The following is a 25985-nucleotide window of genomic DNA, read 5'->3' on the forward strand; positions in this document are numbered from 1 at the left end:
TGCATTTGTGATGGCGGCGGAGTTTGCCCCTGGCGAAGGGGCTCCAGAGGGCGGGTGTTGTGGCTCGCCGACAGGTTTGATACCAATGAAACGATCAAAGCTACGGTGCAACCCGAATGCGCTGACGCGCAGGCGACAGGACCTAGCCGCGCGGGTGGTGCTCGGCGTGCAACGCTTTGAGGCGCTCGCGCGCCACATGGGTGTAGATCTGGGTCGTCGACAGGTCGGCATGCCCCAGAAGCAGCTGCACGGCGCGCAAATCTGCACCATGATTGAGCAGATGCGTCGCGAAGGCATGGCGCAGCGTGTGCGGCGACAGCGGCGCCGTGATGCCGGCCACCAGCGCATGTCGCTTGATCAGGGTCCAGAACATCTGCCGCGTCATGCCGGCGCCGCGGGCCGTCACGAACAGATCGTCGCTGCTCTGGCCGGCCAGGATCTCGGCGCGGGCCTCGCGCAGATAACGCGCCATCCAGTCACGCGCATGCTCGCCAAAAGGCACGAGGCGGCTCTTGCTGCCCTTGCCGGTGACATGCAGCACGGCGTCCTTGAAGGCCACATGGGCGCTCTTCAGCGTGACCAGCTCGGACACGCGCAGGCCGCTGGCGTACATCAGCTCCAGCATGGCGCGGTCGCGCAGGCCCAGGGCCGTGTCGACGTCGGGCGCGGCCAGCAGGGCCGACACCTGGGCCTCGCTGAGCAGCTTGGGCACGCGCAGCGGCTGCTTGGCGGCGGTGAATTTCAGGGTCGGATCGGCCCGGATGCGGCCTTCCCGCAGCGCCCAGCGGAAGTAGCGCTTGAAGACCGACAAGCGTCGGTTCGCACTCGTTGCCTTGCCTGCGGGCTTGGCAGCGGCGTACTCGAACAGCTTGAGTTCGGTACAAGCGTCCAGCGGGGCAGGCGCCAGCCAGGCCGCCAACGCGGCCAGGTCGCGCCGGTAGGCCGCCTGGGTGTTGGCGCTCAGGCCGTCTTCCAGCCAGAGCGCCTCGATGAAACTCTCGATGCCGGGATCAATCAAGTTTCAGTTTTTGCTGGGCAACGACCTTCTTGTAGACATCGAACTCGGCCGCGATCTGGGCCGCGAACTGCTCGGGCGTGTTGGCCACGATCAGCGAGCCGGTGTCCTCGATGCGCTTCTTGACGTCAGGAATCTCCAGCGCCTTGCGCACGGCGGCATTGACCTTGTCGACGATATCGCGCGGCAGACCCTTGGGACCGTGGATGCCGTAATAGGCCAGGCGGTTGACGGCCTCCAGGCCGACTTCCTTGAAAGTCGGCACATTGGGCAGCGCCGCCAGACGCTGGGGGGCGGCCACGACGATGGGGATGAGGCGACCGTCCTTGATGAAGGGCAAGGCCGACGGCAGGTTGTCGAAGATCATCGGCACCTGGCCGGCCACCGTGTCGTTCAGGGCCGGACCGGCGCCGCGGTAGGGAATGTGCAGCACGAAGACGCCGGCCAGCGTCTTGTAGAGCTCCATCTGCAGATGGCCGATGCCACCCGTGCCCGAGGTGGCGTAGCTGTGCTTGGCCGGGTTCTTCTTGAGCTCGGCGACGAAGCTCTTGTAGTCGCGCGCCGGAAAGCTCGGATGCACGGCGATGACGTTGGGCGTCGCCGCGACATTGATGATGGGCGTGAAGTCGGTCAGTGGGTTGTAGGCGATCTTGGGGTTGATCGCCGGGTTGGCCGCCGTCGTCGACACCGTGGCCACGCCGAGCGTGTAGCCATCAGGCGCGGAGCGCGAAATCTCGGTCGCGCCCACCGTGCCACCGCCGCCGGCCTTGTTGTCGACCACCATGGTCTGGCCCAGGATGGCGTTCATGCGTTCGGAGACGATGCGGGCAATGATGTCCGTCGTGCCGCCGGGTGCAAACGGCACGATCAGGCGGATTGGCTTGGTCGGGTAGCCCTGGGCCCAGGCGAGATTCGCCAAGGGGCCGAGACCGTAGAGAGCGGCGGCCTGCAGGACGGAACGGCGTTGCATGAAGTCTCCTTGGTGTTGGTGGCCCGATGCTAGCCCGGCTGGCCCAGCAAACCGGCGCGCAGCTTGGCGTCGCTGTTGTTGTCGCCCAGGAAGACTTTCAGGAAGGCCGTGTAGAAGTCCTGGCCCTCGACGGGCTTGCCCCAGACCTTGCCATTGACCGACAGGATGGTGCCGCCCTGGTCCGGCAGGTAGTCGATGCGCAGCAGGTCGCCCTTCTTGACGCGGCCGACCTCGGCAATGGCCGTGTTGAACTGCTTGACACGCTCCGCCACGGCCGCTTTCTCGGCCTCGGTGGAATTGCGGTTGACGCCCTTGCTGATGGCCTTGACGAACTCCTGTGTCGACACGTCCTTCACCAACGGAATGACGATGCGCATCTCCAGCCGCTTGGGGCCGGTCTCGGCGTAGATGGCGTCGGGTGCGGTCGACTTTTGCGGCAGGTACAGCGCGGCCAGGTAGAGCGGATAGATGGCGACCTGGCGCTTGCCGGTGCCGTTCAGCACCAGGGCGCTGCCGCCCAGCTGCAGGGTGTCGGGGAAATCCTGGCCTTCATAACGCACCGCCTGGGCGGGCAGGGAAGCCGCGGCGGCCAGGGCGAAGGCGGCCAACGAAACCAAGGGGCGGCGGATCGACAGGGTCATTCAAGAGCTCCAACGGACAGCGGGTCGGACGATAACGCGGCCGGGACGGCCACCGCGGACAAGGCCCAGGCGATGTGCTCGGCAACCACCGCTTCGGCCCCCTGCCCGGCCTGCTGCAAGGCGGCGCGCAGTTCGGCGTCGTCGCGGACGCGAAGCGCATTGCCCGCCGCGACGGCCAGATTGCGCTGCCAGCGCGCGAAGCCGATGCGGCGGATGGCCGAGCCCTCGGTGCGGCGCAGGAATTCGCTCTCGTCCCATCCGAGCAGCGCGGCAATCGGCGCGCCTGCCATGCCGGGCCGCACGTCGAAATCCGCCAGCACGGCCGCCTGGGCGAACTTGTTCCAGGGGCAGACCAGCTGGCAGTCGTCGCAGCCGTAAATGCGATTGCCCAGCAGCGGCCGCAACTCGACGGGGATGGGACCGTCGTGCTCGATGGTCAGGTAGGAGATGCAGCGCCGCGCGTCGACGCGGTAGGGCGCGACGATGGCCGCTGTCGGGCAGACGTCGATGCAGGCCCGGCATTCGCCGCAATGCGCCGTCACCGCGTCCGTCAGCGGCAGGGCCAGATCGATGAAGAGTTCGCCGAGGAAGAACATCGACCCCGCCTCGCGGTGCAGGGTCAGCGTGTGCTTGCCGCGCCAACCCAGGCCCGAGCGGGCCGCCAGCTCCACCTCCAGCACCGGCGCCGAATCGGTGAAGACGCGGTAGCCCAGCGGGCCGACTTCGGCCTCCAGCCTCTCGGCGAGCTTCTGCAGGCGCTGGCGCAGCACCTTGTGATAGTCCCGGCCGCGGGCATAGATGGAGATCTGGGCCTGTTCCGGCTTGGCCAGCCCGGCCCATTCGACGGCCTGCCAGCCGGGTTCCGTTTCCTGGGGCAGATAGTCCATGCGCGCCGTGACGACACGCAGCGTGCCCGGCACCAGCTCGGCCGGGCGGGCCCGCTTCATGCCATGGGCGGCCATGTAGTGCATGCGGCCGTGATGGCCGGCGTCCAGCCAGGCCTGCAGACCCGGCTCGGCGCTGCTGAGGTCCACATCGGCCACGGCGATCTGTGAGAATCCGAGCCCATGCGCCCAGCCGCGCAGTTTCTCCATGAGCGCGGCAGTATCGACAGTGGACGGGACCTCTTGCATTTGCCTGCGATTTTAGAAACTGAAGTGCTGTGGCCCGACGAGGCCGCGGCCCAAGCCACCGCCGAACGTCTCGCGGCGGTGCTGCTCCCCTCCCCCAACGCCGTGATTGAGCTGCACGGCCCGCTGGGCGCCGGCAAAACCACCTTTGTGCGCCTGCTCCTGCGCGCCCTGGGTGTCGAGGGCCGCATCAAGAGTCCCAGCTATGCCGTCATGGAAAGCTATGAGCTGCCCGGCGATGCCGGCACCGCCAGCCATTTCGACTTCTACCGCTTCGGCGACCCACGCGAATGGGAAGACGCCGGCTTTCGCGACGTCTTCGCCGCGCCCGGCCTCAAGCTCTGCGAATGGCCCGAGAAGGCGGCCGGGCAGTTGCCGCCGGCCGACCTGCAACTCTTCATCGAACTGATGCCCGATGACAGCCGCCAAGTGCGCGCCTCCGGCGCCGCCACGCTCGTGAAGGCTCTCGCATGAGGCGCCGCGAAACCCTGGGCCTCGTCGCCCTGCTGCTGAAGGCCGGCGACACCCTCGCCGCCACCAGCGAAGCCAGCATTGTCGCCGTGCGCGTCTGGCCGGCCCAGGAATACACCCGCGTCACCCTCGAATCCGACAAGGCGCTGTCGGTCAAGCACTTCCTCGTCGATTCGCCGCACCGCCTCGTCATCGACGTCGATGGCCTGGAGCTGAGCCCCGGGCTGCGCGAGCTGATCGGCAAGGTCAAGGCCGACGATCCCTACATCAGCGGCGTGCGCGTCGGCCAGAACACGCCGACCGTCGTGCGCATCGTGCTGGACCTGCGCCAGCCCGTGGCGCCGCAGATCTTCACGCTGGCGCCGGTGGCGGCCTACAAGCACCGCCTGGTCTTCGACCTCTACCCCAAGTTCGCGGCCGACCCGCTGGTGGCCTTGGCCAACGAACGCGCCAAGCCGCCTGCCCCACCGCCCTCGCCTGCGCAGCGTGCGGAACAGGCGGCCAGCGCCGTCAACGATGCGCTGGGCGAGCTGATCCAGAAGATCGAGCGCCCACCCGCGCCGGCGCCCGCAGCCTCGGCGCCTGTGCCGCCGCCCGTGGCCGCCGCATCCAAACCTGCGCCGCCACCTGCACCCACGGCCGAGCAAAAGATCGACCGCCTCATCATCATTGCGCTGGACCCCGGCCATGGCGGCGAGGACCCCGGTGCCGTCGGCCCCTCGGGCCTGCGCGAGAAGGACGTCGTGCTGGCCGTCGCCCACAAGCTGCGCGAGCGGCTGACGACCAACCCCAACATCCGCGTGCTGATGACGCGCGACGCCGACTTCTTCGTGCCCCTGCACGAGCGCGTGCGCAAGGCGCGGCGCGTGCAGGCCGACCTCTTCGTGTCCATCCACGCCGACGCCTTCATCACGCCGCAGGCGCGTGGCGCCTCGGTGTTTGTCCTCAGCGATGGCGCCGCCACCAGCGCCGCGGCGCGCTGGATGGCCGACAAGGAGAACGCGGCCGACATGGTGGGCGGCGTCAACGTCGGCGCCGCCACCAAGGACGCCAATGTGCTGCGCGCCCTGCTGGACATGAGCACCACGGCCCAGATCAAGGACAGCCTCAAGCTGGGCGGCGAGGTGCTGGGTCAGATCGGCAAGGTCGGGAAGCTGCACAAGGCCCGCGTCGAGCAAGCCGGCTTCGCGGTACTGAAGGCGCCCGACATCCCCAGCATCCTGGTCGAGACGGCCTTCATCTCCAACCCCGAGGAAGAGAAGAAGCTGCGCGATCCGGACTATCAGGATCAACTGGTGGACGCCCTGGCGTCGGGTATCGCCAGGTATTTTGCGAAGAGCCCGCCGATGGCGAGGAAGCGGAGTACGACGATGTGATGGCGCGGTTTTGCGAAGAGCCGTACTGACTCGGTGCATTGCCGGGAGTCCGTCCCGGCGGCCGGGTAACTTTCTTCTGCGGCGCCAGAAGAAAGTCACCAAAGAAGAGGCGCTGAGTTCACACCAGCACCACAGGCCTGCGCTGCGCATGACAACAGCCGCTTGTTGAGCGGGAAGAAGCGACCCGCTTCGCTCTCGCTGCTGACCCTATCACCAGCGCCATCCATCGCACCACCTGCCCGATGAACGCGCGGCTGCACGCCGGGCTCATGAGAAATGCCAAATGCAGCGTCGCTCGGGCGACGCGGCTGTTCGGTATTTCCTGATGAGCCCGGCGTGCAGCCGGCGTTAACGGTGGTAAAGCGGCGAGCAGTGATGCTCGTTGCAGGGACAGCAGCGAGAGCGCAGCGGGTCGCGTGTAGGCATGACGCAGTTCGGAGCATCGCGAGCGCATGCCGCCACTGGAGTGCGGATTGCATTGAGCGCTCCTCTTTTGGTGACTTTTCTCTGGCGCGTCAGAGAAAAGTTACCCGCCATCGCGGGGCGGATTCCCGCGGCACTGCACGCGAGTCATGAGGACGGTGGCAGAGAGCCCTGAACTAGCCCGCTCTTTGCCAGCGCAAGCCAAACGGCAGTTCTAGCGGGCCGAAGAGGAAATGCAGCACGCGGCGCCGACCCGTCGCTGAGGTGGCCTTGCTGGACGCATGCAGCACCAGCGGCCGCATCAACAGCGCGTCGCCGGCGCGGGCGTCTGCGGCGACCTCGCCGGCACGAGCCCGCCACTGCCGCGCGGCCTCCTCGCCCAGCACCCCATCGAGATGCGACCCCGGCACGAACCGCAGCCCGCCCTCGGCCTGGGTCGCATCATCCAGATGCAGACGAACCGCCATCATCTGCCCCAGAACCTCCGCCGGCGCCAACACGAAATGTCGACCGGCCTTTACGGACCAGGCGCTCAGCGCCACATGCTCGACGCGCCCAGCAACGGGGATGGCCAGGTCCTGATGCGGCGTGACCAACCAGTTGCGCTCCGAGGACTTCTCGAACAGCGTGCATTGCACCGCGACCGGCGGCAACAGACTGCTCAATTGGGGCTGCTCGCGCAGCCACTCAGCCAGCACCTGGCACCAGTGCTGCTCCAGCAGCTCGCGCTGGCCCGCCGAACCGGCTGGCAGCGCCGAGAGTTCGGCAACCAGAGCCTGCCGCCGCTCCCGCGACAGCAGGCCAGGGATGAGGCGAAAGCCTTCAGGCAAGGCGTCGTCGTTCAGAACCGGCATGGCCGGCCTTATACCGCCAGGTCAGCAGCACTTCCCGACGCGCGCGCTGTAGCGCGCCGCCTGCCTCTCCCTGAAGAACTCCTCGTAGCTCATGGCCGGCCGGTCGGGATGAGTGGCCTGGTGGTGGGCCAGATAGCTGCCGTAGTCCGGCACACCCACCATCAGGCGCAGGCTCTGCGTCAGATACCGGCCTGCCTGGGCCAGTTCGCGGCCCAACTCAAGCACGTTGCCCCGCTGGCAACAGCACAAAGGCTGTTTCCTGTGCCGTGGCCTTGCCGGTGCGGCGCGCCGCGACGATGGCCTTGACGCTGTAGATCAGCACGCTGATGACGACGCCCATGAACAGCGCACACAGCGCTGCGTCCAGGCGGTCATTGAAGACCACGCGCGACATCGCGTCCAGCGACTTGGCCGGCGCCAGCACCTTGCCCTCGGCGATGGCCGCGGCGTATTTGTCGGCATGGGCCAGGAAGCCGAGCTTGGGGTCGGCGGAGAAGATCTTCAGCCAGCCGGCCGTCATCGTGCAGGCCAGCAGCCAAGCGGCCGGCACGGCCGTGACCCAGGCGTAGCGGTCTTTCTTCATCTTGAAGATGACGACGGTGCCCAGCAGCAGGGCCACGGCGGCCAGCATCTGGTTGGCGATGCCGAACAGCGGCCACAGCGTGTTGATGCCGCCCAGCGGGTCGACGACGCCCTGGTAGAGGAAATAGCCCCAGGCCGCCACGCACAGGCCGGTGGCGACGAGGTTGGCCACCCAGCTCTCGGTGCGCTTGAGCGACGGCACGAAGCTGCCCAGCAGGTCCTGCAGCATGAAGCGGCCGGCGCGGGTGCCGGCGTCCACGGCGGTCAGGATGAAGAGAGCCTCGAACAGGATGGCGAAGTGGTACCAGAAGGCCATCAGCGCCTTGCCACCCACCACCTGGTGCAGGATCTCGGCCATGCCGACGGCCAGCGTCGGCGCACCGCCGGCACGGGCCAGGATGGTCTTCTCGCCGACGTCAGCGGCAGCTTGCGTCAGCATCTCGGGCGTGATGACGAAGCCCCAGGTCGACAGCGTCTGCGCCACCGTGGCCGCATCCTTGCCGACGACGGCCGCCGGGCTGTTCATTGCGAAGTAGACGCCCGGCTCGATGCAGGAGGCGGCGACCAGGGCCATCACGGCCACAAAGCTCTCGGCCAGCATGCCGCCGTAGCCGATGTAGCGGGCGTGGGTCTCGTTCTCCAGCAGCTTCGGGGAGGTGCCGGACGAGATCAGCGCATGGAAGCCCGACACGGCACCGCAGGCGATGGTGATGAAGAGGAAGGGAAACAGGCTGCCCGCCCAGACCGGACCCGAGCCGGCGGCAAACTGCGTCAGCGCCGGCATCTTCAGCGGCGGCGCGACGACGATGATGCCGATGGCCAGCGCAATGATGGTGCCGATCTTCAGGAAGGTGCTGAGGTAGTCGCGCGGCGCCAGCAGCAGCCACACCGGGATGCAGGCCGCCACGAAGCCGTAGCCGATCAGCAGCCCCACCAGCGTCGTCGGCTGCAGCGTGAAGAGGGGCGCCAGCGTCGGGCTCTCGCTGACGGCCTGGCCACCGAAGATGGCCGCCATCAGCAGCACGAAGCCGATGACCGACACCTCACCGATGCGGCCCGGGCGGATGAAGCGCAGATAGACCCCCATGAAGAGGGCGACGGGAATCGTGGCGGCCACCGTGAACAGGCCCCAGGGCGAATCGGCCAGCGCCTTGACGACGATCAGGGCCAGCACCGCCAGGATGATGATCATGATCATGAAGGCGCCGAACAGCGCGATCAGGCCCGGCACCGTGCCCATCTCCTGCTTGACGAGGTCGCCCAGCGAGCGGCCGTCGCGCCGCGTGGAGATGAACAGCACGATGAAGTCCTGCACCGCGCCGGCGAAGACCACGCCGGCCAGGATCCACAGCAGGCCGGGCAGATAGCCCATCTGCGCCGCCAGCACCGGGCCCACCAGCGGGCCGGCACCGGCAATCGCCGCGAAGTGGTGGCCGTAGAGCACGTGCTTGTTGGTGGGCACGTAGTCCAGGCCGTCGTTGTACTTCCAGGCCGGCGTCTGGCGCTTGGCGTCCAGCCCCAGCACCTTGTCGGCGATGAAGAGGCTGTAGTAGCGGTAGGCGATCAGGTAGGTGCACAGGGCGGCGGCCACGACCCACAAGGCGCTGATCGTCTCGCCGCGGCTCAGGGCCACGGTGGCGAGGGATGCGGCACCGAGGATCGCGACACCCGCCCAGGCGAGGTGACGGCGCAGGTTCTGCATGGGGCTTGTCTCCGATGCGGTGCGCACGTCGAAGGGGCGGCGCTACCGTGCGGTAAGTCTCGGAAAACGGCCGCCCCGCGGCATCGGTCAAGCCACGCGGGCCCTGCACGCGGCATTACCTAGGGGTCAACCCGGATCACACCCGCTTACGAATGGCTGAACCCCGGGGTCAACGACGCGCGACACCAGGCGTTGTTCAGACACCGAAGGCCAGCCGTTTTGGCCTCGTAGGAGACCTCAAATGCTTCGTCCCGTCATCGCCGCCCTGCTCACCGGTGCCGCCCTCTTCGGCGCCTCTGCCGCCCAGGCCGGCACCCACTGGTCCATCGGCATCAGCCTGCCGCCCGTCGGCGTCGTGGTGGCCGACAGCCCGCGCTACTACGCGCCGGCCCCGGCGCCGGTTTACTACGAACCCGCGCCCGTCTACTACGAACCGCCTCCCGTGCGCTACGCGCCGGCGCCTCGCTATGTCGAGCGCGACGTGTACTACGCACCGGCCCCGCGCGTGGTCTACGAGCGCCGCTGGGACGGCCGCGACGACCGCTGGGACCATCGCGGCTGGGACCATGACCGCCGCGACCACGGCGACCGTCGGGGTCACGACCGCGACGACTACGGCCCGCGCCGCGGTCACTGAAAACGCGACCCCTCGTCCAAGGGTTACCTTGGCCGGTCCCCCGAGGGGACGGTGATGCTTGTCGGTTCGACCGACAAGCACATCACCAAGGCGGGCCGGCTAGGGAGCGGCCCGGCGCTCGGCCCGCTTCGCAAGCCGCACAGCATCCACCGCCTTGACTAGCCCCGCTGTGTCTGCTGGCGGATCTCCGCCACCAGCTGTTGCAGGTCCGGCAGGTCAAAGGGCTTCAGCAAGGCTCTCACGTTCGGGCCGAAGTCCGACAGGTCGGACTTCATCGCATAGCCCGACGCAAACACCAGCCACGCCTTCGGCGTGATGCGCAGGATGGCGCGGGCCAGATCGGTGCCCGACATCCGCGGCAGGCTGACGTCGGTGAAGACGAGATCGAAGCGCTCGGGTGAATACGCCGCCAGCGCCTCTTCGGCCGTGGCGCAGCTCTCGGGGGCCATGCCCGCCTCTTCAAGGAGGTAGGCGATCTGCTCGCGCAAGTCGTCGTTGTCCTCGACAAACAGCACTCGCAAGGCGGGCGCCGTGGGTTCTGCCGGGCGGCGCGTGAGCGCCAGTTCGGCCACCGCACGGGCCAGCAGATGCGGCGACACCGCCTTGGGCAGGCAGCGCTGGAAACCGGCCTCGAGCGCGGCCTCGCGATCGGTGGCGCGCACATAGGCGGTGACCGCCGCCGCGGGCAGATCGCTGGCCGTCAGGCCCAGGCTCTGCCTGACATGCCGGATCAGGTCATAGCCGCCCATGCCGGGCATGCCGAGATCACTGAGCAGCACATCAAAACTCTGCTCGCGCAGCAGCGCGAGGGCGGCCTCGCCCGAGTCGGCCGTGACGACCTGGGCACCGCGTTCCGACAGCAGCCGGGCATGGACCTCGAGCACGTCGGGGTGGTCGTCGACCAGCAGCACCCGCACGCCGGAGATGAGCGGCTCGACACCACCGGCTTCGGTCTCGAAGCCCGCTGTCTGCGAGGGGCCGGCACGCGGCAGGCGCACGCTGAAGGTGGAGCCCTGGCTGCGGCCGGCGCTGTGGGCCGACACCTCGCCACCATGCAGCTCGACGAGGTTCTTGACGATGGACAGTCCCAGGCCCAGGCCACCATGGACGCTGGAGGCCGTGCCGTCGGCCTGGGTGAAACGGTCGAAGAGCTGGGGCAGGAATTCGGGGTCTATGCCCTGGCCGGTGTCGCTGACGCCGACCTCGACGACCGTGCCGTTCAGCCGCGTCGACAGCGTGACGCTGCCGCCCGCCGAAGTGAACTTCATCGCGTTGGTGACGAGATTCATCACAACCTGCGTAAGCCGGCGCGAGTCGCCGAAGACCTCGGCGGGCTCGGCGGCAAGGTGCAGCACGATCTCGATCTCGCGGGACTGGGCGGTGGGCCTCGCGGTCTCTGCCGCAGCCGTGACGAGGCCGTTCAGGTCCACCCGCTCGACATTCATCAGCTGCTTGCCGGCGACGATGCGGCTCATCTCCAGCAGGTCGTCGACCAGCACGGCCTGAGCCTGGGCATTGCGCGCAATGGCCTGGATGCCGCGCTGCTGCATGGCCGGCTGCACGCCGGGGTGCACCAGCACATTGACCCAGCCGAGGATGGCGGCCAGCGGCGTGCGCAGTTCGTGGCTGATGGCGGCGACGAACTCCTCCTTGGCGCGCCCGGCCTGGTCGGCTGCCCCGCGCGCGGCCTGCTCGGCGGCCAGCAGCTGTTCGCGGCGCAGCTGCAGTTCGCGGCGATCGGTGATGTCGTGGAAATAGACGGACAGGCCGTCGTGCGAGGGGTAGCAATGGCATTGCAGCCAGCGCTCGGGCGCACCCGGCGCCACCGCCTCGAAGGACACGGCCTGTCCCTTGCTGCGGGCGCTGTCGAAACCGGCCTCGAAATCGCCGTCCGCGCCGAAGACCTCGGCGCTGCGGCGCCCGTTCAGCTCGACGGCGTGACGGCCGAGCAGGCGGGCCCCCTGCTCGTTGACATAGCCGATGAGGCCGTCATGGTCGACGACGAGCAGGCCATCGGTGATGCTGCTCATCATGGCCCGCAGGCGCCGGTCGGCGACATGGAAGGCCTCGGTACGCTCGGTGACGCGGCGCTCCAGCGTCTCGTTGAGCTCGCGCAGCAGTTCCTCGGCGCGGCGCCTCTCCTCGACCTCGGCCTGCAGGGCCATGTTGGCCCGCTGCAGCTGGCGGGTCTTGCGGTCCAGCTCGGCGAACACGGAGACCTTGGAGCGCAGCACCGCCGGGTTGACCGGCTTGTGCAGATAGTCGACGGCACCCGACCCATAGCCCTGCAGGCGGTACTGGTCCTGGTCGAAATAGGCGGTCAGGAAGATGATGGGCAGGTGGGCGTTGCGCTTGCGCTCCTTGATCATCTGCGCCAGCTCGATGCCGTTCATGTCGGGCAGCTGGATGTCCAGCACCATGACGGCGAACTCCTGGCTCATCAGCGCCAGCAGCGCCTGGTCGGCCGACAAGGCACGCACGATGCGGTAGGTCGGGTCGGCCAGCACGCTCTCCAGCACCAGCAGATTGGCCGGCTCGTCATCGACGATGAGGATGTTGGTCAGCTCTTCAGCGACCACCATTTGTTCCGCCGCACCGGTCGTTTGCATCGTCATCAACGGTACAGCCAAACACGCATCAGCGACAGCAGCTGAGCCGTGTTGACGGGCTTGGAGATGTAGTCACTGGCGCCGGCTTCCAGGCATTTCTCGCGGTCGCCCTTCATGGCCTTGGCCGTCAGCGCGAGGATGGGCAGGTTGCGGAACTCGGCATGGGTGCGGATCTCGCGCATGGTCTCGTAGCCGTCCATGTCCGGCATCATGATGTCCATCAGCACCAGGTCCAGGTCGGGCGTGTGCTGGATCACGTCGATGGCGGCACGGCCGCTGGTGGCCGTCATGACCTGCATCTCCTGGTTCTCCAGCAGTGTCGTCAGCGCAAAGATGTTGCGGGCATCGTCGTCCACCACCAGCACGCGGCGGCCGCGCAGCATCTCGGCGGCGCCATGCAGCTTCTGCAGCACGTCCTGCTTGTGCTGGGGCAGCTCGGTGACGACGCGGTGCAGGAAGAGCGCCGTCTCGTCCAGCAGCCTCTCGGGGCTCTGCACATCCTTCAGCACGACGCTCTTGGCCAGGGCGCGCAGCTGCTTCTGCTCGGCGCCGGTCAGGTCCTTGCCGGTGAAGACGACGACGGGCACGCCCGCCAGGCTGGGGTCGGCATGCAGCTCCTCCAGCAGCGCGAAACCGCTGACGTCGGGCAGGCGCAGGTCGAGCACGATGCAGTCGAAGGCCTGGTCGCGCAGCATCTCCAGCGCCTGCGCACCGGTGCCGACGGCCACCAGGTCGATGTCGTCATGGTCCAGCAGCTCGACGATGGCCTGGCGTTCGATGTCGTTGTCCTCGATGACGAGCAGGCGCTTGGTGCGCGGCACCGTGAAGTCGCGGATGCGGTCCAGGGCGGCCTCCATCTCCTCGCTGGTCGATGACTTCACCACATAGCTGAAGGCGCCATGGGCCAGGCCATGGTTGCGGTCCTCCTCGGCGACGCTGAAGATCTGCACCGGGATGTGGCGGGTCAGCGGGTCGAGCTTGAGCTGATTGAGCACCGTCCAGCCCAGCATGTCGGGCAGGAAGATGTCCAGCGACACGGCGGTCGGCTTGAAGCGCCGCGCCAGCTCCAGGCCCAGGCTGCCCTTGAGCGCCACCAGGCCCTTGAAGCCGCGGTCACGCGCCAGGCCCAGCACGATGCGCGCGAAATGCGGGTCGTCCTCGATGATGAGGAGGACCGACTCACCGTCGACGATGTTGTCGCGGTCGTCGGCCACCTGGGTCTCGCGCACCAGCGGCAGGTTGTTGCGCGCCGGCGCCGTCGGGCGGCTGTGCATGGGCAGCGGCGTCATGCTGGCGCTGTCGGCACCGGCAAACTGCAGTGGCAGGAAGAGGGTGAAGGTGCTGCCTTGGCCGTGCATGCTGGTCAGCTTGATCTCGCCGCCCAGCAGGGCCGCCAGCTCGCGGCTGATGGCCAGGCCCAGGCCGGTGCCGCCGTATTTGCGCGACGTGCCCGCGTCGGCCTGCTGGAAGGCCTCGAAGATCAGGCGCTGCTTCTCGGGCGCCACACCGATGCCGGTGTCCTCGACCGCGAAGGCCAGCACCTGGGGCGCCTTGGACAGCACCGGGTGGTCGCTGCTCCACCCTTCGTTGGCGATGCTGACGCGCAGCTCGACATGGCCATGGGCCGTGAACTTGACGGCGTTGGACAGCAGGTTCTTCAGGATCTGCTGCAGGCGCTTGGTGTCGCTTTCCATGCTGCGCGGCAGGTCGTCGGCGAACAGCAGGCGCAGCGGCAGGTTCTTGGCCTCGGCCACCTGGCGGAAGTTGCGGTCGATGTTGTCGCGCAGCGAAGCGAAGGAGATGTCCTCGATTTCGACCGTCACCGTGCCCGACTCGATCTTGGACAAGTCCAGGATGTCGTTGATCAGATGCAGCAGGTCGGAGCCCGACGAGTTGATGTTGCGCGAGAACTCGACCTGCTTGGGCAGCAGATTGCCTTCGCTGTTGCCGGCCAGCTGCTGGCTCAGGATCAGGATGGAGTTCAGCGGCGTGCGCAGCTCGTGCGACATGTTGGCGAGGAACTCGGACTTGTACTTGGACGTCAGCGCCAGCTCGGCCGCCTTTTCTTCCAGCGCATGGCGGGCCTGCTCGACCTCGGCGTTCTTGCGTTCGACCTCGGCGTTCTGCTCGGCCAGCAGCCTGGCCTTGGTACCCAGCTGCTCGTTGGTCTCCTGCAGTTCGCTCTGGCGCGACTGCAGCTCCACCGTCAGCTGCTGCGACTGCGACAGCAGCGACTCGGTACGCATGGTCGCCTCGATGGTGTTGAACACGGCGCCGATGCTTTGCGTCAGCAGCTCCAGGAAGGCCAGCGACGCGCTGGTGAAGGGTTGCAGCGTGGCCAGTTCGATGACGGCCTTGGTCTGGCCTTCGAACAGCACCGGCAGCACGATGACGCTGACGCGCGTGGCATGGCCCAGGCTGGACGAGATGGCGACGAAGTCCGACGCAATGTCGGCCAGCAGTGTGCTGCGCTTTTCCAGCGCGCATTGACCCACCAGGCCCTCGCCCATCTCGATGGTGGGCGCCAGGCGCACGGTGCCCGATTGGGCATAGCTGGCCAGCAGGCGCAGCTGCGAGCGGTTGTCGCTGCCGGCGGCCGTGACGTGATAGATGGTGCCCTGGTGGGCCTGCACCAGCGGCGCCAGCTCGGTCAGCAGCATCTGGGACACGGTCTGCAGCTCGCGCTGGCCCTGCAGCATGCCGGTGAACTTGGCCAGGTTGGTCTTCAGCCAGTCCTGCTCGCGGTTGCGCTCGGTGGTCTCGCGCAGGTTGGAGATCATCGTGTTGATGTTGTCCTTGAGCTCGGACACCTCGCCCTTGGCTTCCACCTGGATGGCGCGTGTCAGGTCGCCCTTGGTCACGGCCGTCGCCACCTCGGCGATGGCGCGCACCTGGGTCGTCAGGTTGGCGGCAAGCAGGTTGACGTTGCCGGTCAGGTCCTTCCAGGTGCCCGACGCACCCGGCACATGGGCCTGGCCGCCCAGGCGCCCGTCCACCCCCACCTCGCGGGCGACGTTGGTCACCTGCTCGGCGAAGGTGGCCAGCGTGTCGGTCATGTTGTTGATGGTGTCGGCCAGGGCCGCCACCTCGCCCTTGGCCTGCACCGTCAGGCGTTGCGTGAGGTTGCCGTTGGCCACGGCCGTCACGACCTTGACGATGCCGCGCACCTGTTCGGTCAGGTTGGAGGCCATGAAGTTGACGTTGTCGGTCAGGTCCTTCCAGGTGCCGCCCACACCGGCCACCTTGGCCTGGCCGCCCAGCTTGCCCTCGGTACCCACCTCGCGGGCCACGCGCGTGACCTCGCCGGCAAAGGCGTTGAGCTGGTCGACCATGGTGTTGATGGTGTTCTTCAGCTCGAGGATTTCGCCGCTGACGTCCACCGTGATCTTGCGGTTCAGGTCGCCGCGGGCCACCGCCGTGGTCACTTCGGCGATGTTGCGCACCTGGGCCGTCAGGTTGGCGCCCATGGTGTTGACCGAGTCGGTCAGGTCCTTCCAGGTGCCAGCCACGCCGGGCACCACGGCCTGCACGCCCAGCCGCCCTTCGGTGCCCACCTCGCGGGCCACGCGCGTCACTTCCGAAGCGAAGGAGCGCAGCTGCTCCACCATGGTGTTGATGGTTTCCTTCAGCTGCAGGATCTCGCCGCGCACGTCGACGGTGATCTTCTTGGACAGGTCGCCGTTGGCCACCGCGATGGTCACCTCGGCGATGTTGCGCACCTGGCCGGTCAGGTTGGAGGCCATGGAGTTGACGTTGTCGGTCAGGTCCTTCCAGGTGCCGGCCACGCCGGGCACCTGGGCCTGACCGCCCAGCTTGCCTTCGGTGCCCACCTCGCGGGCCACGCGGCTGACTTCGGAGGCGAAGGCGCCGAGCTGCTCGACCATGGTGTTCATGGTCTCCTTGAGCTGCAGGATCTCGCCCTGCACGTCCACGGTGATCTTGCGGCTGAGGTCGCCGCGGGCGATGGCCGTGGCCACGTCGGCGATGTTGCGCACCTGGCCGGTCAGGTTGGACGCCATGGAGTTGACGTTGTCGGTCAGGTCCTTCCACGTGCCGGCCACGCCGGGCACGACGGCCTGGCCCCCGAGCTTGCCGTCGGTGCCCACCTCGCGGGCCACGCGCGTCACCTCGGAGGCGAAACCGTTGAGCTGGTCCACCATGGTGTTCAGCGTGTTCTTCAGCGCCAGGATCTCACCCTTGACCTCCACGGTGATCTTGGACGAGAGGTCGCCCCGCGCGATGGCGGTGGCCACGTCGGCGATGTTGCGCACCTGGCCGGTCAGGTTGGACGCCATGAAGTTGACGTTGTCGGTCAGGTCCTTCCAGACGCCGGCCACGCCCGGCACGGCGGCCTGGCCGCCCAGCTTGCCTTCGGTGCCCACCTCGCGCGCCACCCGGCTCACTTCCGACGCGAAGCCATTGAGCTGGTCCACCATGGTGTTCAGGGTGTTCTTCAGCTCGAGGATCTCGCCCTTCACGTCCACGGTGATCTTGCGGCTCAAGTCGCCGCGCGCCACGGCCGTCGCCACGTCGGCGATGTTGCGCACCTGCCCCGTCAGGTTGGAGGCCATGGAGTTGACGTTGTCGGTCAGATCCTTCCACGTGCCGGCCACGCCCGGCACCTGGGCCTGGCCGCCGAGCTTGCCGTCCGTGCCCACCTCACGGGCCACGCGGCTCACCTCGCCGGCAAAGCCGTTGAGCTGGTCGACCATGGTGTTGATGGTGTTCTTCAGCTCCAGGATCTCGCCGCGCACGTCGACGGTGATCTTCTTGGACAGGTCGCCGTTGGCCACCGCCGTCGTCACGTCCGCGATATTGCGCACCTGGGCCGTCAGATTGGTGGCCATGGCGTTGACCGAGTCGGTCAGGTCCTTCCAGATGCCGGCCACGCCGCGGCCTTGCGCCTGGCCGCCGAGCTTGCCGTCGGTGCCCACCTCGCGGGCCACGCGCGTCACCTCGGAGGCGAAGCCGCTGAGCTGGTCCACCATGGTGTTGATGGTGTTCTTCAGCTCCGAGATCTCGCCGCGCACGTCCACAGTGATCTTCTTGGACAGGTCGCCATTGGCCACCGCCGTCGTCACCTCGGCAATGTTGCGCACCTGGCCCGTCAGGTTGGAGGCCATGAAGTTGACGTTGTCGGTCAGGTCCTTCCAGGTGCCCGCCACGCCCGGCACCTGGGCCTGGCCGCCGAGCTTGCCGTCGGTGCCCACCTCGCGGGCCACGCGGCTCACCTCGCCGGCAAAACCGTTGAGCTGGTCCACCATCGTGTTCATGGTGTTCTTCAGGGCAAGAATCTCTCCCTTCACCTCCACGGTGATCTTCTTGGAGAGGTCGCCGTTGGCCACGGCCGTCGCCACGTCCGCGATATTGCGCACCTGACCGGTCAGGTTGGACGCCATGGAGTTGACGTTGTCGGTCAGGTCCTTCCAGGTGCCGGCCACGCCGGGCACCTGGGCCTGGCCGCCGAGCTTGCCGTCCGTGCCCACCTCGCGGGCCACGCGCGTCACTTCGGACGAGAAGCCGTTGAGCTGGTCCACCATGGTGTTGATGGTTTCCTTCAGCTCCAGGATCTCGCCCTTCACGTCCACGGTGATCTTGCGCGAGAGGTCGCCGCGCGCCACGGCCGTCGTCACGTTGGCGATATTGCGCACCTGTGCCGTCAGGTTGGTGGCCATGGCGTTGACCGAGTCGGTCAGGTCCTTCCAGGTGCCCGCAACGCCGGGCACGACGGCCTGGCCGCCCAGGCGGCCGTCCGTGCCCACCTCGCGGGCCACGCGCGTCACTTCCGACGCGAAGGAACGCAGCTGGTCCACCATGGTGTTGGTGGCTTCCTTGAGCTGCAGGATTTCACCGCGCACGTCGACGGTGATCTTCTTGGACAGGTCGCCATTGGCCACGGCGATGGTCACGTCCGCGATATTGCGCACCTGGGCCGTCAGGTTGCCGGCCATCTGGTTGACGGAGTCGGTCAGGTCCTTCCAGACACCCAGCACGCCCTTGACCTGGGCCTGGCCGCCGAGCTTGCCCTCGGTGCCCACCTCGCGGGCCACGCGGGTCACTTCGCTGGTGAACACCGACAGCTGCTCGATCATGGTGTTGACCAGGCGCGCCGAGCGCAGGAACTCGCCCTTCAGCTCACGGCCGTCGACCTCCAGCTCCATGGACTGGCTCAGGTCGCCCTTGGCCACGGCGCCGATGGTGCGCGCAATCTCGGCCGTCGGCCGCACCAGGTCGTCGAGCAGCGTGTTGATGGACTCGACCTTGGTGGCCCAGCCGCCGATCGATCCCGGCAACGACATGCGGTGCTTGAGCCGCCCTTCCTTGCCCACCGTGGCCGAGAGGCGCGCCACTTCGGTGGCGATGCGCGCCTCCTGGGCCGTGATCTGGTTGAAGGCCGCGGCGATCTGGCCATCGACGCCTTCCCAGTCATTGGGCAGGCGGATGGAGAAATCGCCGTCGCGGAAAGCCGTCATGGCCGCCAGCAGCTGGCGCGAATGCGGGGACGCCAGTTCACGAGAGGCGGCAGCGCTGCCATCGACCGGCTGGGATGCCGCCTTGGGGGTGACGCGCTTCCTGCGTGGTTGCTGCGCGATATCGACACTCATGAGCCCGCCCGATCCAGAAGTTGAGAGTCATTTCACTCCCCGCGCAGCGTGCCATCCCTCACCGGTGCGCCGGGTGAAAAGTGCCCGCTTCTAGCATGGCAACCTAGGGGGATCAAGTCCCCCGTCAGGGCCGCTCGCGTCGGCTTCCGCGAGTCATTTCGCGCGGGTCATTTCACGCCGGCTTCGCGGCCGTGTTCGACGGCATAGCGGATCAGCTCCGCCTGTCCGTCCAGCTCCAGCTTGCGCTTGATGCTCTGGCGGTGGGCCTCGACGGTGCGCACCGACAGATCGAGGTCGCGGGCAATCTGCTTGCTGGAAGCGCCCTGCCCCAGCAGGCTCAGGATCTCGCTTTCGCGCGGCGTCAGGACGGGCTTGGGCGCCTGGCCGCGGAACAGTCGGCCCGACACGGCTGCACTCAGGAAGGTGCCTCCCGCAGCCACCGCGTCGATGGCCGACACCACCTCGGTCGCCGGCGCGTCCTTCAGCACATAGCCGCGCGCGCCGGCCGTCAGCGCGCGCTGCACATACTCGGGGTTGTCATACATGCTGAACATCAGCAGCTTGATGGCCGGCCGCGCGGCCAGCATCTCGGCGCCCAGCGCAATGCCGTTGCCGTCCTTCAGCCCCACGTCCATCAGCACGACGTCGGGTGCCGTGCGCGTGAGTTGCTCCAGCGCCTCGATGCGCCCGCCCGCCTCGCCCACCACTTCGAAGCGCGGCACCGCGGACAGCCGCACGGCCAGGCCTTCGCGCACCATGGGGTGGTCGTCGACAAGCAGGATGCGGATGGGCGGCGATGTCATGCCGACAGTTTGACCGTGAGCCGGCTGCCGAGTCCAGGCGACGTGACGAGGCTGAGCCGCGCACCCAGGGCCGCGGCGCGCTCGCGCATGCTGCGCAAGCCCAGGCCCTGGTCGGCCACGGCCTGCGCCGCCTCGGCGTCAAAACCCTGGCCATCGTCCTGGACCTCCAGCGTGACGCCGCCGTCCGGGTCGAAACGCAGCACCAGGCTCACCGTCGTCGCATGCGCATGCCGGGCCGCGTTGTTCAGGGCTTCCTGGGCGATGCGGAACAGCGCCGTCTTGACCGCCTCGGGCAGGTCGATCTCCTCGCCTTCCACGCCGGCCTGGAAATGCGTGCCGCCGGCCGCGTCGAATTCGTCGGCCAGGTGCTGAAGCGCGGCAGCGAGGCCAAGCGTGTCCAGCAGCGCCGGTCGCAGCGCATGTGAGATATGCCTGACCTCGGCCAAGGTGCCGTTGAGCTGCTTCAGCGCCAGCTCCTGCAGCCGCGCGGCGCCCTGGGGCTCGTGCTGGGCCGATTCGATCAACAGCTTGGTGGCCACCAGGGCCTGGCTGACGCCGTCATGCAGCTCGCGCGCCAGGCGGGCGCGTTCGTCCTCCTGGCTCTGCACGACCTGGCGTGCCAGGGCGCGCAGCTTGGCTTCGGCACTGCGATGCTCGCTGAGATTCAACGCCAGAGCGCCCGCGCTGATCAGCGCAACGCCGAAGACGGCCACCGCGCCTACCCACAGCATGGTGGCCGTGATGTTCTGGCGCGCCCCGCGCTCCAGCTCGGTCATGGTGGCCTCGATGCCGTCCATGTAGAGGCCGGTGCCCAGCATCCAGTCCCATTGCGGCACGGCCACCACATAGCCCAGCTTGGGCGCCAGCAGGCTGCTGGAGGGCTTGCGCCACAGGTATTCGACATAGCCGCCGCCGGCCTTGGCCTGGGCGATCAGCTGCTGGATGGTGGGCCGGCCTTGCGGGTCGCGCAGTTCCCACAGGTTCTGGCCGATCAGCTCGGGCTGGCGCGAGTGCATCAGCACGCGGCCGTCGAGGCCGTAGACGAAGAAATAGCCATCGCGACCGTAGTCCAGCGAGGACAGGATGGCCAGCGCCTTCTCGGGCCCGCCCGGCTGGCCGAGCAGGGGCTGGATGGTGCTGACGGCCAGGTCGACGTAGTGCTTGAGTTCGGTGCGCCGCGCGTCCATGTAGCTGGCGCGTACCAGCGCATGCTCGCGCGCCGCCAGCTCGCTTTCCTGCTGCCGCACGGCCAGCGCAATCAGCGCCAACGAGGCCAGCAGCGGCAGCAGGGCCAGCAGGAACAGGCGGCCCCGCAGGGACAGGGCCGCCCAGGCTTTCATCAGCGACCGAGGGTTGCCGCAGCCGGTGCCGCCTTGCGCTGGATGGGCTTCCAGCCTTCCAGGCGCTTCAGCACGTCGGCAATCGCCGCGTCCAGCTGCGTGTCGTCACCCCGGTTGACGGCGGCCGGGTCGAGTTCGACGTCCATGTCCGGCGCCACGCCCTCGTTCTCGATGCGCCATTCGCCGTCCGGCGTGTAGAAGCGGAAATAAGGCACCGTGACGAAGCCACCGTCGATCAGCGGCGGGTTCACCGAGATGCCGATCAGGCCGCCCCAGGTGCGCTTGCCGATCAGCGGGCCCAGGCCCACGCGCTTGAAGGCATAGGGCATGAAGTCACCACCCGAGCCGGCGTCCTGGTCGATCAGCATGGCCTTGGGGCCGTAGATGGCACCGCCCGGCGTGTCGAAGACCAGGCCGTCGCGGTCCTTCCAGCTGCCCAGATACGGCCGGGCCAGCAGCTCGGTCACGTAGTTGGCCGCCTGGCCACCTCCGTTGCGGCGGTCGTCGACGATCAGTGCCTGCTTGTCCACCTGGGCGAAGAACATGCGGTTGAAGTGCTCGAAGCCCTGGCCCGCGGTGTCGGGCATGTAGACATAGGCGATCTTGCCGCCGCTCTTCTGCGCGACCTTCTGGCGGTTGCCCTCGATCCAGGCCCAGCGGCGCAGCAGCGATTCGTTGGCGATGGGCTCGACGGTGATGTCACGGCGACCCTTGCCGGCCGCGTCATGGGCAACGGACAGCACCACCTGCTTGCCGACCGTGTTCTCGAGCAGCGCATAGACATTGGTCTTGTCATCGAGCTCGTGGCCGCCGATGGCCAGGATGTAGTCGCCCTCCTTCACGCCCAGGCCCGGCACGCTCAACGGCGACTTCAGGTTGGGGTTGAGGCGGTCGCCGGCATACAGCTTGGCGACGCGATAGCGGCCATGCTCGATCGTGAAGTCGGCGCCCAGCAGGCCGACGGCCACCGTGGCTTCTTGGTGCACGTCGCCGCCACCAGTGCGGTTGTGGCCGACCTGCAGCTCGGCAATCATCTGCACCAGCAGGTCGTTCAGGTCCTCGCGGCGCTGCACATGGGCCAGCTGCGGCAGGTAGCGGTCATAGACGGCCTGCCAGTTCAGGCCATGCATGGCAGGGTCGTAGAAGAAGTCCTTCTCCATCCACCAGGCCTCGTCGAAGATCTGCTTCCACTCGGCCTTGGGGTCGACACGGGCGCGCAGGCCGGAGGTGTCCAGCGGCTTGCTCTCGCCCTTGTCGTTGGCATCACCCACTTCGAGCTTGCCGCCGGCCACGGTCAGCAGCAGCTTCTTGCGGTCCTCGCTGAGCGAATAGTCCGCAATGCCGGTGCGCAGCAGCTTGGCCTTTCGCTCCTCGAAGTCGAAGCGCCACAGCTCGGCCGTCGCGCGGCGCTCGGCCTGCGGGCTTTCGGTGCTGGCGCCCGGCTGCGGGTGCTGCAGGTAGTACAGCGCGCCATCGGACGCGACGCCCAGGTTGTCGTAGTTGCGCTCGGCCACCGGCAGGGCCACGACGCGGTCGGCCAGGCCTTCGAGGTCGACCTTGATGGGTTTGACGGGCTCGGCCTTGGGTTTCTCGTCCTTCTTGGCGTCGGCCTTCTTGTCGTCGGCCTTCTTGTCGTCGGCCTTTTTGTCGTCCTTCTTGGCCTCGTCCTTCTTGGCGTCGTCCTTTTTCTCGTCCTTCTTGCCGTCCTCGTCACCGGCCTTGGGCGCCAGCGGCGATTTGCCATCGGCGGCCAGCACCAGGGCATAGAGGCCGACGCGGCGCGGGCGCTCCTGGGTCGACAGGTCCAGGCCCACGGCCGTCGGGCCGCTGTTGATGGAGGCCGTGAAGTAGAGGTAGTCGCCCTTGGCCGAGAAGGTCGGGCTGGAGGCGTGGGACAGGCCGTCGGTGACGGCGTGGTTGCGTCCCGTCGTCAGGTCGTGCAGCCAGACGCGGCCGAAATAGTTGTCGCCCGAGCTCGTGAAGGCCAGCCAGCGGCTGTCCGGCGAGATGGAGGCATCGATGCCGCCCCGACGCACATCGGTCGCGATCTTGACGAGCTGGCCGCGCTGCGGACCGGCTGCCAGGCCCATGCGGTAGAGGTTGAGGTGGTTGTCCACCAGGATGAGCTGGTTGCCGTCGGGCGACCAGTCCGCCAGCGTGAAATAACCCTCCTTGGGCAGCAGGAAGTGCTCCTTGGCGCCCAGACCGTTCTGGGCCACCAGCACCACCTCGTGGCGCATGCCCGGTGCGTCGGAGACATAGGCGATGCGCTGGCCGTCGGTGCTCCACACCGCGTCCTTCTCGCGCACGCCGGCGGTCTCGGTCAGGTTGCGCACCGTGCCGTCCTTGACCGGCACCGTGAAGACCTCGCCGCGGGCGCTCACGACCACGCGCTTGCCGGTGGCCGACAGGCGGGCCGAGCCGATGCTCTTGCTGGCGTCCTTCCACTGCGGGCGGGCTTGCGGCGTGATGCTGGTGAGCTGGATGTCCAGCACGCGCGGCTGGCTCACACCAGCGCCCGACAGCTCGATCTGCTTGATGCGGCCACCCGATTCATAGACCAGGGTGGTGCCGATGGCGTCGACGCTGCGCACATCCCACTGCGTCTCCTTGGTCAACTGGCGCAACGCCTTGGTGCCGGGATTGAAGGCGAACAGGTTGGCGGCGCCATCCGCGCGGTCGGAGATGAACACCACCTCGCCGCCAGCCCAGACGGGCGCCGAATCGGTTGCGTTGACGTGGGGGATCTCCTGCCACTTCTGGCTGGCCATGTCCATGACCCAGACCGGCGGTGTCGAGCCGCCGCGGCTCTGGCGCCAGCCGCTCGCGCCGGCATAGGCGGCGTTGTAGGGGCGGTAGGCCAGCTGCTTGCCGTCGCCCGACCAGGCGCCCTCGTAGGCCACGGCCTTCATGACCTGCTTCTCGTAGCCGCCGTCCACGCTGACCTCGTAGAGCTGGTTGCTGCGGTTGTTCAGCACCTCGCGCGGCGAGGCAAACAGCACGCGCTTGCCGTCAGCGCTCCAGCCGCTGACGACGTCGGCGCTGGGATGCCAGGTCAGGCGCTTGGGATCACCGCCGTCCAGGCCGATGACATAGACATCGGTGTTGCCGTCGTAGCTGGCCGAGAAGGCGATGCTCTTGCCGTCCGGCGAGAAGCGCGGCGCGAATTCGCTGGCCGCATGGCTGGTCAGGCGGCGGGCGTTGCCACCATTGCGGTCGGCCAGCCAAAGGTCGCCGGCGTAGACAAAGGCCAGGTGGTCCTTGGACACGGCCGGCTGGCGCAGCATCAGGGTCGGCTCGGCAGCATTCGCCGCGGCCGGAGCCAGGCCGGAGATCATCCAGGCGCAGGCCAAAGCCAAGGTATGACGGGACAGGGACATCGGGATCTCCGACAGAGTCGCAAAACCCGCGACTCTAGTACCCCGCGCCGCCCGGGAGGAAAGTCAGCAGCATTTGCCGCCCGTCGCTCACGGCTTCCTGTCCGCCTGGACTCTCCTTGACCATCTCTCCGTTGGCTATGACCGCTTCGGTTACATCGCTGCGATCAAGGGCAAACCCGACATGACAGCCACGCGTTTCAGCAACTGCCCAGGTGTCGACCAGAATCCGTCGCATGAAGCGCTTTTCACTTGCGACAGCCGTTGGCGTCTGGGCGCTGGCATCGGCCGCTTTTGCCGCCGACGGCGCAGAGGCCCGATCAGCACGAGAGTCGGCCAACACCCGTTTCCAGCGTTTTTCCGTCGACATGCTCTCCGGCACTTGGCATGGCTTGTTGCAGATGCGCGCGCCACTGCCCGTGGCAAGTGACACCGGCCTGCCGGACGAAACGCCCGTTGAACTGCTGATCCAGCACACCGATCGAAAACTGCGTGTGTTGCTGCGACAGCAGGGTCAATGGATGGAGGCAATGCCGGGCGGATTTCAGGTCGTGCCGATGTATTCGAATCTGGTGCTGCTCGGCGCGCAGAGCGAAGGCAATCCGACCCCGCTGTGGATTGAATCTTGGACGCTGCAGATGGCGGCGCTGAACGACGACTGTGCGCTGGTGGAATGGACCCGTGCGGTCACGAATGTCCCGGCCGCCTCTGGCAAGACACCGGCGTTCACGTCTGCAGCCAGCGGCACCATGTGCAGGGCCAGCGCAGTGCCGTGAACGAGGAAATCGGCCTGTTCAGCCCGGCTGGCGTTTGAACTTGGCCTTGAGGCCGCCGCCGATGATGACCAGGCCCGGAATGAGGATCATGGCCCAGATGATCTTGTCCAGGTTGGTCTTGACCCAGGGCACGTTGCCGAAGACATAGCCGATCAAGGTGATGCCGCAGACCCACAGCACGCCGCCGCCCACGTCGTACAGCGTGAACTTGCGCCGCGTCATCTGGGCCACGCCGGCCACGAAAGGCGCGAAGGTGCGCAGGAAAGGCATGAAGCGGGCCGCCACCAGGGTGATGCCACCGTATTTCTCGTAGAAGGCATGGGCCTTGTCGAAGGCCGCCTTGTTGAAGAAGCGCGAGTCCTCCCATTGGAAGACGCGCGGCCCGAAATAGCGGCCGATGGTGTAGTTGCTCTGGTTGCCCAGGATGGCCGCGGCGGTCAGCAGGGCCATGGACAGGCCCAGGTCCATCAGGCCCACGCCGCACATGGCGCCAACGACGAAGAGCAGGGAGTCGCCGGGCAGGAAGGGCATCACGACGACGCCGGTCTCCACGAAGATGATCAGGAACAACAGCGCATAGACCCAGGCGCCATAGGCCTGGACGAAGTTGGCAAGGTGCTGGTCGACGTGCAGGACGAAGTCGAGGAGGAAGGTCAGGAAATCCATCGGGGCAT

General features: G+C 67.6%; 18 protein-coding genes. 4 read left to right on the forward strand and 14 right to left on the reverse strand.

Features of this window, described 5'->3' with window-relative positions; translation table 11 throughout:
• Positions 1-142 precede the first annotated feature (142 nt).
• The 4 genes from xerD to queG are packed head-to-tail and all read right to left on the reverse strand — an operon-like array spanning position 143 to position 3720.
• Positions 143-1018, reverse strand: a complete 876-nt coding sequence (xerD, locus tag ACS5PN_RS05710; protein ID WP_439462965.1) for a site-specific tyrosine recombinase XerD — start codon at positions 1016-1018, stop codon at positions 143-145.
• Positions 1011-1985, reverse strand: coding sequence for a tripartite tricarboxylate transporter substrate binding protein BugE (locus tag ACS5PN_RS05715; protein WP_439462966.1), 975 nt, complete (start codon positions 1983-1985; stop codon positions 1011-1013). The genes xerD and ACS5PN_RS05715 overlap by 8 nt, the downstream gene beginning before the upstream one ends.
• 29 nt (positions 1986-2014) lie before the next feature.
• Positions 2015-2626 (reverse strand): chalcone isomerase family protein, encoded by a 612-nt coding sequence (locus ACS5PN_RS05720; protein WP_439462967.1) that lies wholly within the window; start codon positions 2624-2626, stop codon positions 2015-2017.
• Positions 2623-3720 carry a tRNA epoxyqueuosine(34) reductase QueG gene (queG, locus tag ACS5PN_RS05725; protein WP_439462968.1) on the reverse strand — a complete coding sequence of 366 codons (1098 nt, stop codon included), beginning with the start codon at positions 3718-3720 and terminating at the stop codon, positions 2623-2625. The genes ACS5PN_RS05720 and queG overlap by 4 nt, the downstream gene beginning before the upstream one ends.
• A 63-nt stretch (positions 3721-3783) precedes the next feature.
• Between queG and tsaE the strand changes: the two genes are divergently transcribed.
• Positions 3784-4230, forward strand: a complete 447-nt coding sequence (gene tsaE / locus ACS5PN_RS05730; protein ID WP_439462969.1) for a tRNA (adenosine(37)-N6)-threonylcarbamoyltransferase complex ATPase subunit type 1 TsaE — start codon at positions 3784-3786, stop codon at positions 4228-4230.
• The gene (locus ACS5PN_RS05735; protein ID WP_439462970.1) at positions 4227-5603 is read left to right on the forward strand and encodes an N-acetylmuramoyl-L-alanine amidase; all 1377 of its coding nucleotides are present in this window, start codon (positions 4227-4229) and stop codon (positions 5601-5603) included. The genes tsaE and ACS5PN_RS05735 overlap by 4 nt, the downstream gene beginning before the upstream one ends.
• Positions 5604-6202: 599 nt before the next feature.
• Here ACS5PN_RS05735 and ACS5PN_RS05740 read toward each other — a convergent pair.
• Genes ACS5PN_RS05740 through ACS5PN_RS05750 form a run of 3 tightly spaced genes read right to left on the reverse strand, consistent with a single transcriptional unit; the run spans position 6203 to position 9164 of the window.
• On the reverse strand, positions 6203-6880 hold the full coding sequence (locus tag ACS5PN_RS05740; protein WP_439462971.1) for a phytanoyl-CoA dioxygenase family protein: 678 nt from the start codon (positions 6878-6880) through the stop codon (positions 6203-6205).
• Between the two features lie 21 nt (positions 6881-6901).
• Complete coding sequence (locus ACS5PN_RS05745; RefSeq protein WP_439462972.1) at positions 6902-7105, reverse strand: YbdD/YjiX family protein; 204 nt, start codon at positions 7103-7105, stop codon at positions 6902-6904.
• Positions 7098-9164 carry a carbon starvation CstA family protein gene (locus ACS5PN_RS05750; protein ID WP_439462973.1) on the reverse strand — a complete coding sequence of 689 codons (2067 nt, stop codon included), beginning with the start codon at positions 9162-9164 and terminating at the stop codon, positions 7098-7100. Before ACS5PN_RS05750 ends, ACS5PN_RS05745 begins: the two co-directional genes overlap by 8 nt.
• 241 nt (positions 9165-9405) lie before the next feature.
• Here ACS5PN_RS05750 and ACS5PN_RS05755 point away from each other — a divergent pair, with 241 nt between their 5' ends.
• Positions 9406-9801: a hypothetical protein gene (locus tag ACS5PN_RS05755; protein ID WP_439462974.1), complete on the forward strand. Its 396-nt coding sequence runs from the start codon at positions 9406-9408 to the stop codon at positions 9799-9801.
• 158 nt (positions 9802-9959) lie between these two features.
• Here the strand turns inward: ACS5PN_RS05755 and ACS5PN_RS05760 are convergent, their stop codons facing one another.
• From ACS5PN_RS05760 to ACS5PN_RS05785, 6 genes are all read right to left on the reverse strand, one after another.
• Positions 9960-12383 (reverse strand): response regulator, encoded by a 2424-nt coding sequence (locus ACS5PN_RS05760; RefSeq protein WP_439462975.1) that lies wholly within the window; start codon positions 12381-12383, stop codon positions 9960-9962.
• Between the two features lie 32 nt (positions 12384-12415).
• Positions 12416-18883 carry a HAMP domain-containing protein gene (locus ACS5PN_RS05765; RefSeq protein ID WP_439463698.1) on the reverse strand — a complete coding sequence of 2156 codons (6468 nt, stop codon included), beginning with the start codon at positions 18881-18883 and terminating at the stop codon, positions 12416-12418.
• A gap of 299 nt (positions 18884-19182) precedes the next feature.
• Entirely contained in the window at positions 19183-19818 is a 636-nt protein-coding gene (locus ACS5PN_RS05770; protein ID WP_439462976.1) for a response regulator, read from the reverse strand.
• The gene (locus ACS5PN_RS05775; protein WP_439462977.1) at positions 19815-21158 is read right to left on the reverse strand and encodes a cache domain-containing protein; all 1344 of its coding nucleotides are present in this window, start codon (positions 21156-21158) and stop codon (positions 19815-19817) included. Before ACS5PN_RS05775 ends, ACS5PN_RS05770 begins: the two co-directional genes overlap by 4 nt.
• Entirely contained in the window at positions 21158-24538 is a 3381-nt protein-coding gene (locus tag ACS5PN_RS05780; RefSeq protein WP_439462978.1) for a S41 family peptidase, read from the reverse strand. The genes ACS5PN_RS05775 and ACS5PN_RS05780 overlap by 1 nt, the downstream gene beginning before the upstream one ends.
• A gap of 34 nt (positions 24539-24572) precedes the next feature.
• Positions 24573-24773, reverse strand: a complete 201-nt coding sequence (locus ACS5PN_RS05785) for a hypothetical protein (protein WP_439462979.1) — start codon at positions 24771-24773, stop codon at positions 24573-24575.
• Between ACS5PN_RS05785 and ACS5PN_RS05790 the strand changes: the two genes are divergently transcribed.
• Complete coding sequence (locus ACS5PN_RS05790; RefSeq protein ID WP_439462980.1) at positions 24772-25311, forward strand: hypothetical protein; 540 nt, start codon at positions 24772-24774, stop codon at positions 25309-25311. The genes ACS5PN_RS05785 and ACS5PN_RS05790 overlap by 2 nt on opposite strands.
• Before the next feature lie 18 nt (positions 25312-25329).
• On the opposite strand, the gene ACS5PN_RS05795 is transcribed toward ACS5PN_RS05790, so the two are convergent.
• Positions 25330-25977, reverse strand: coding sequence for a DedA family protein (locus ACS5PN_RS05795; RefSeq protein ID WP_439462981.1), 648 nt, complete (start codon positions 25975-25977; stop codon positions 25330-25332).
• Positions 25978-25985 lie beyond the last annotated feature (8 nt).

The sequence above is a fragment of the Roseateles sp. NT4 genome (genome assembly GCF_051857475.1).
In the GTDB taxonomy this organism is placed as follows: Bacteria; Pseudomonadota; Gammaproteobacteria; order Burkholderiales; family Burkholderiaceae_C; genus Pelomonas.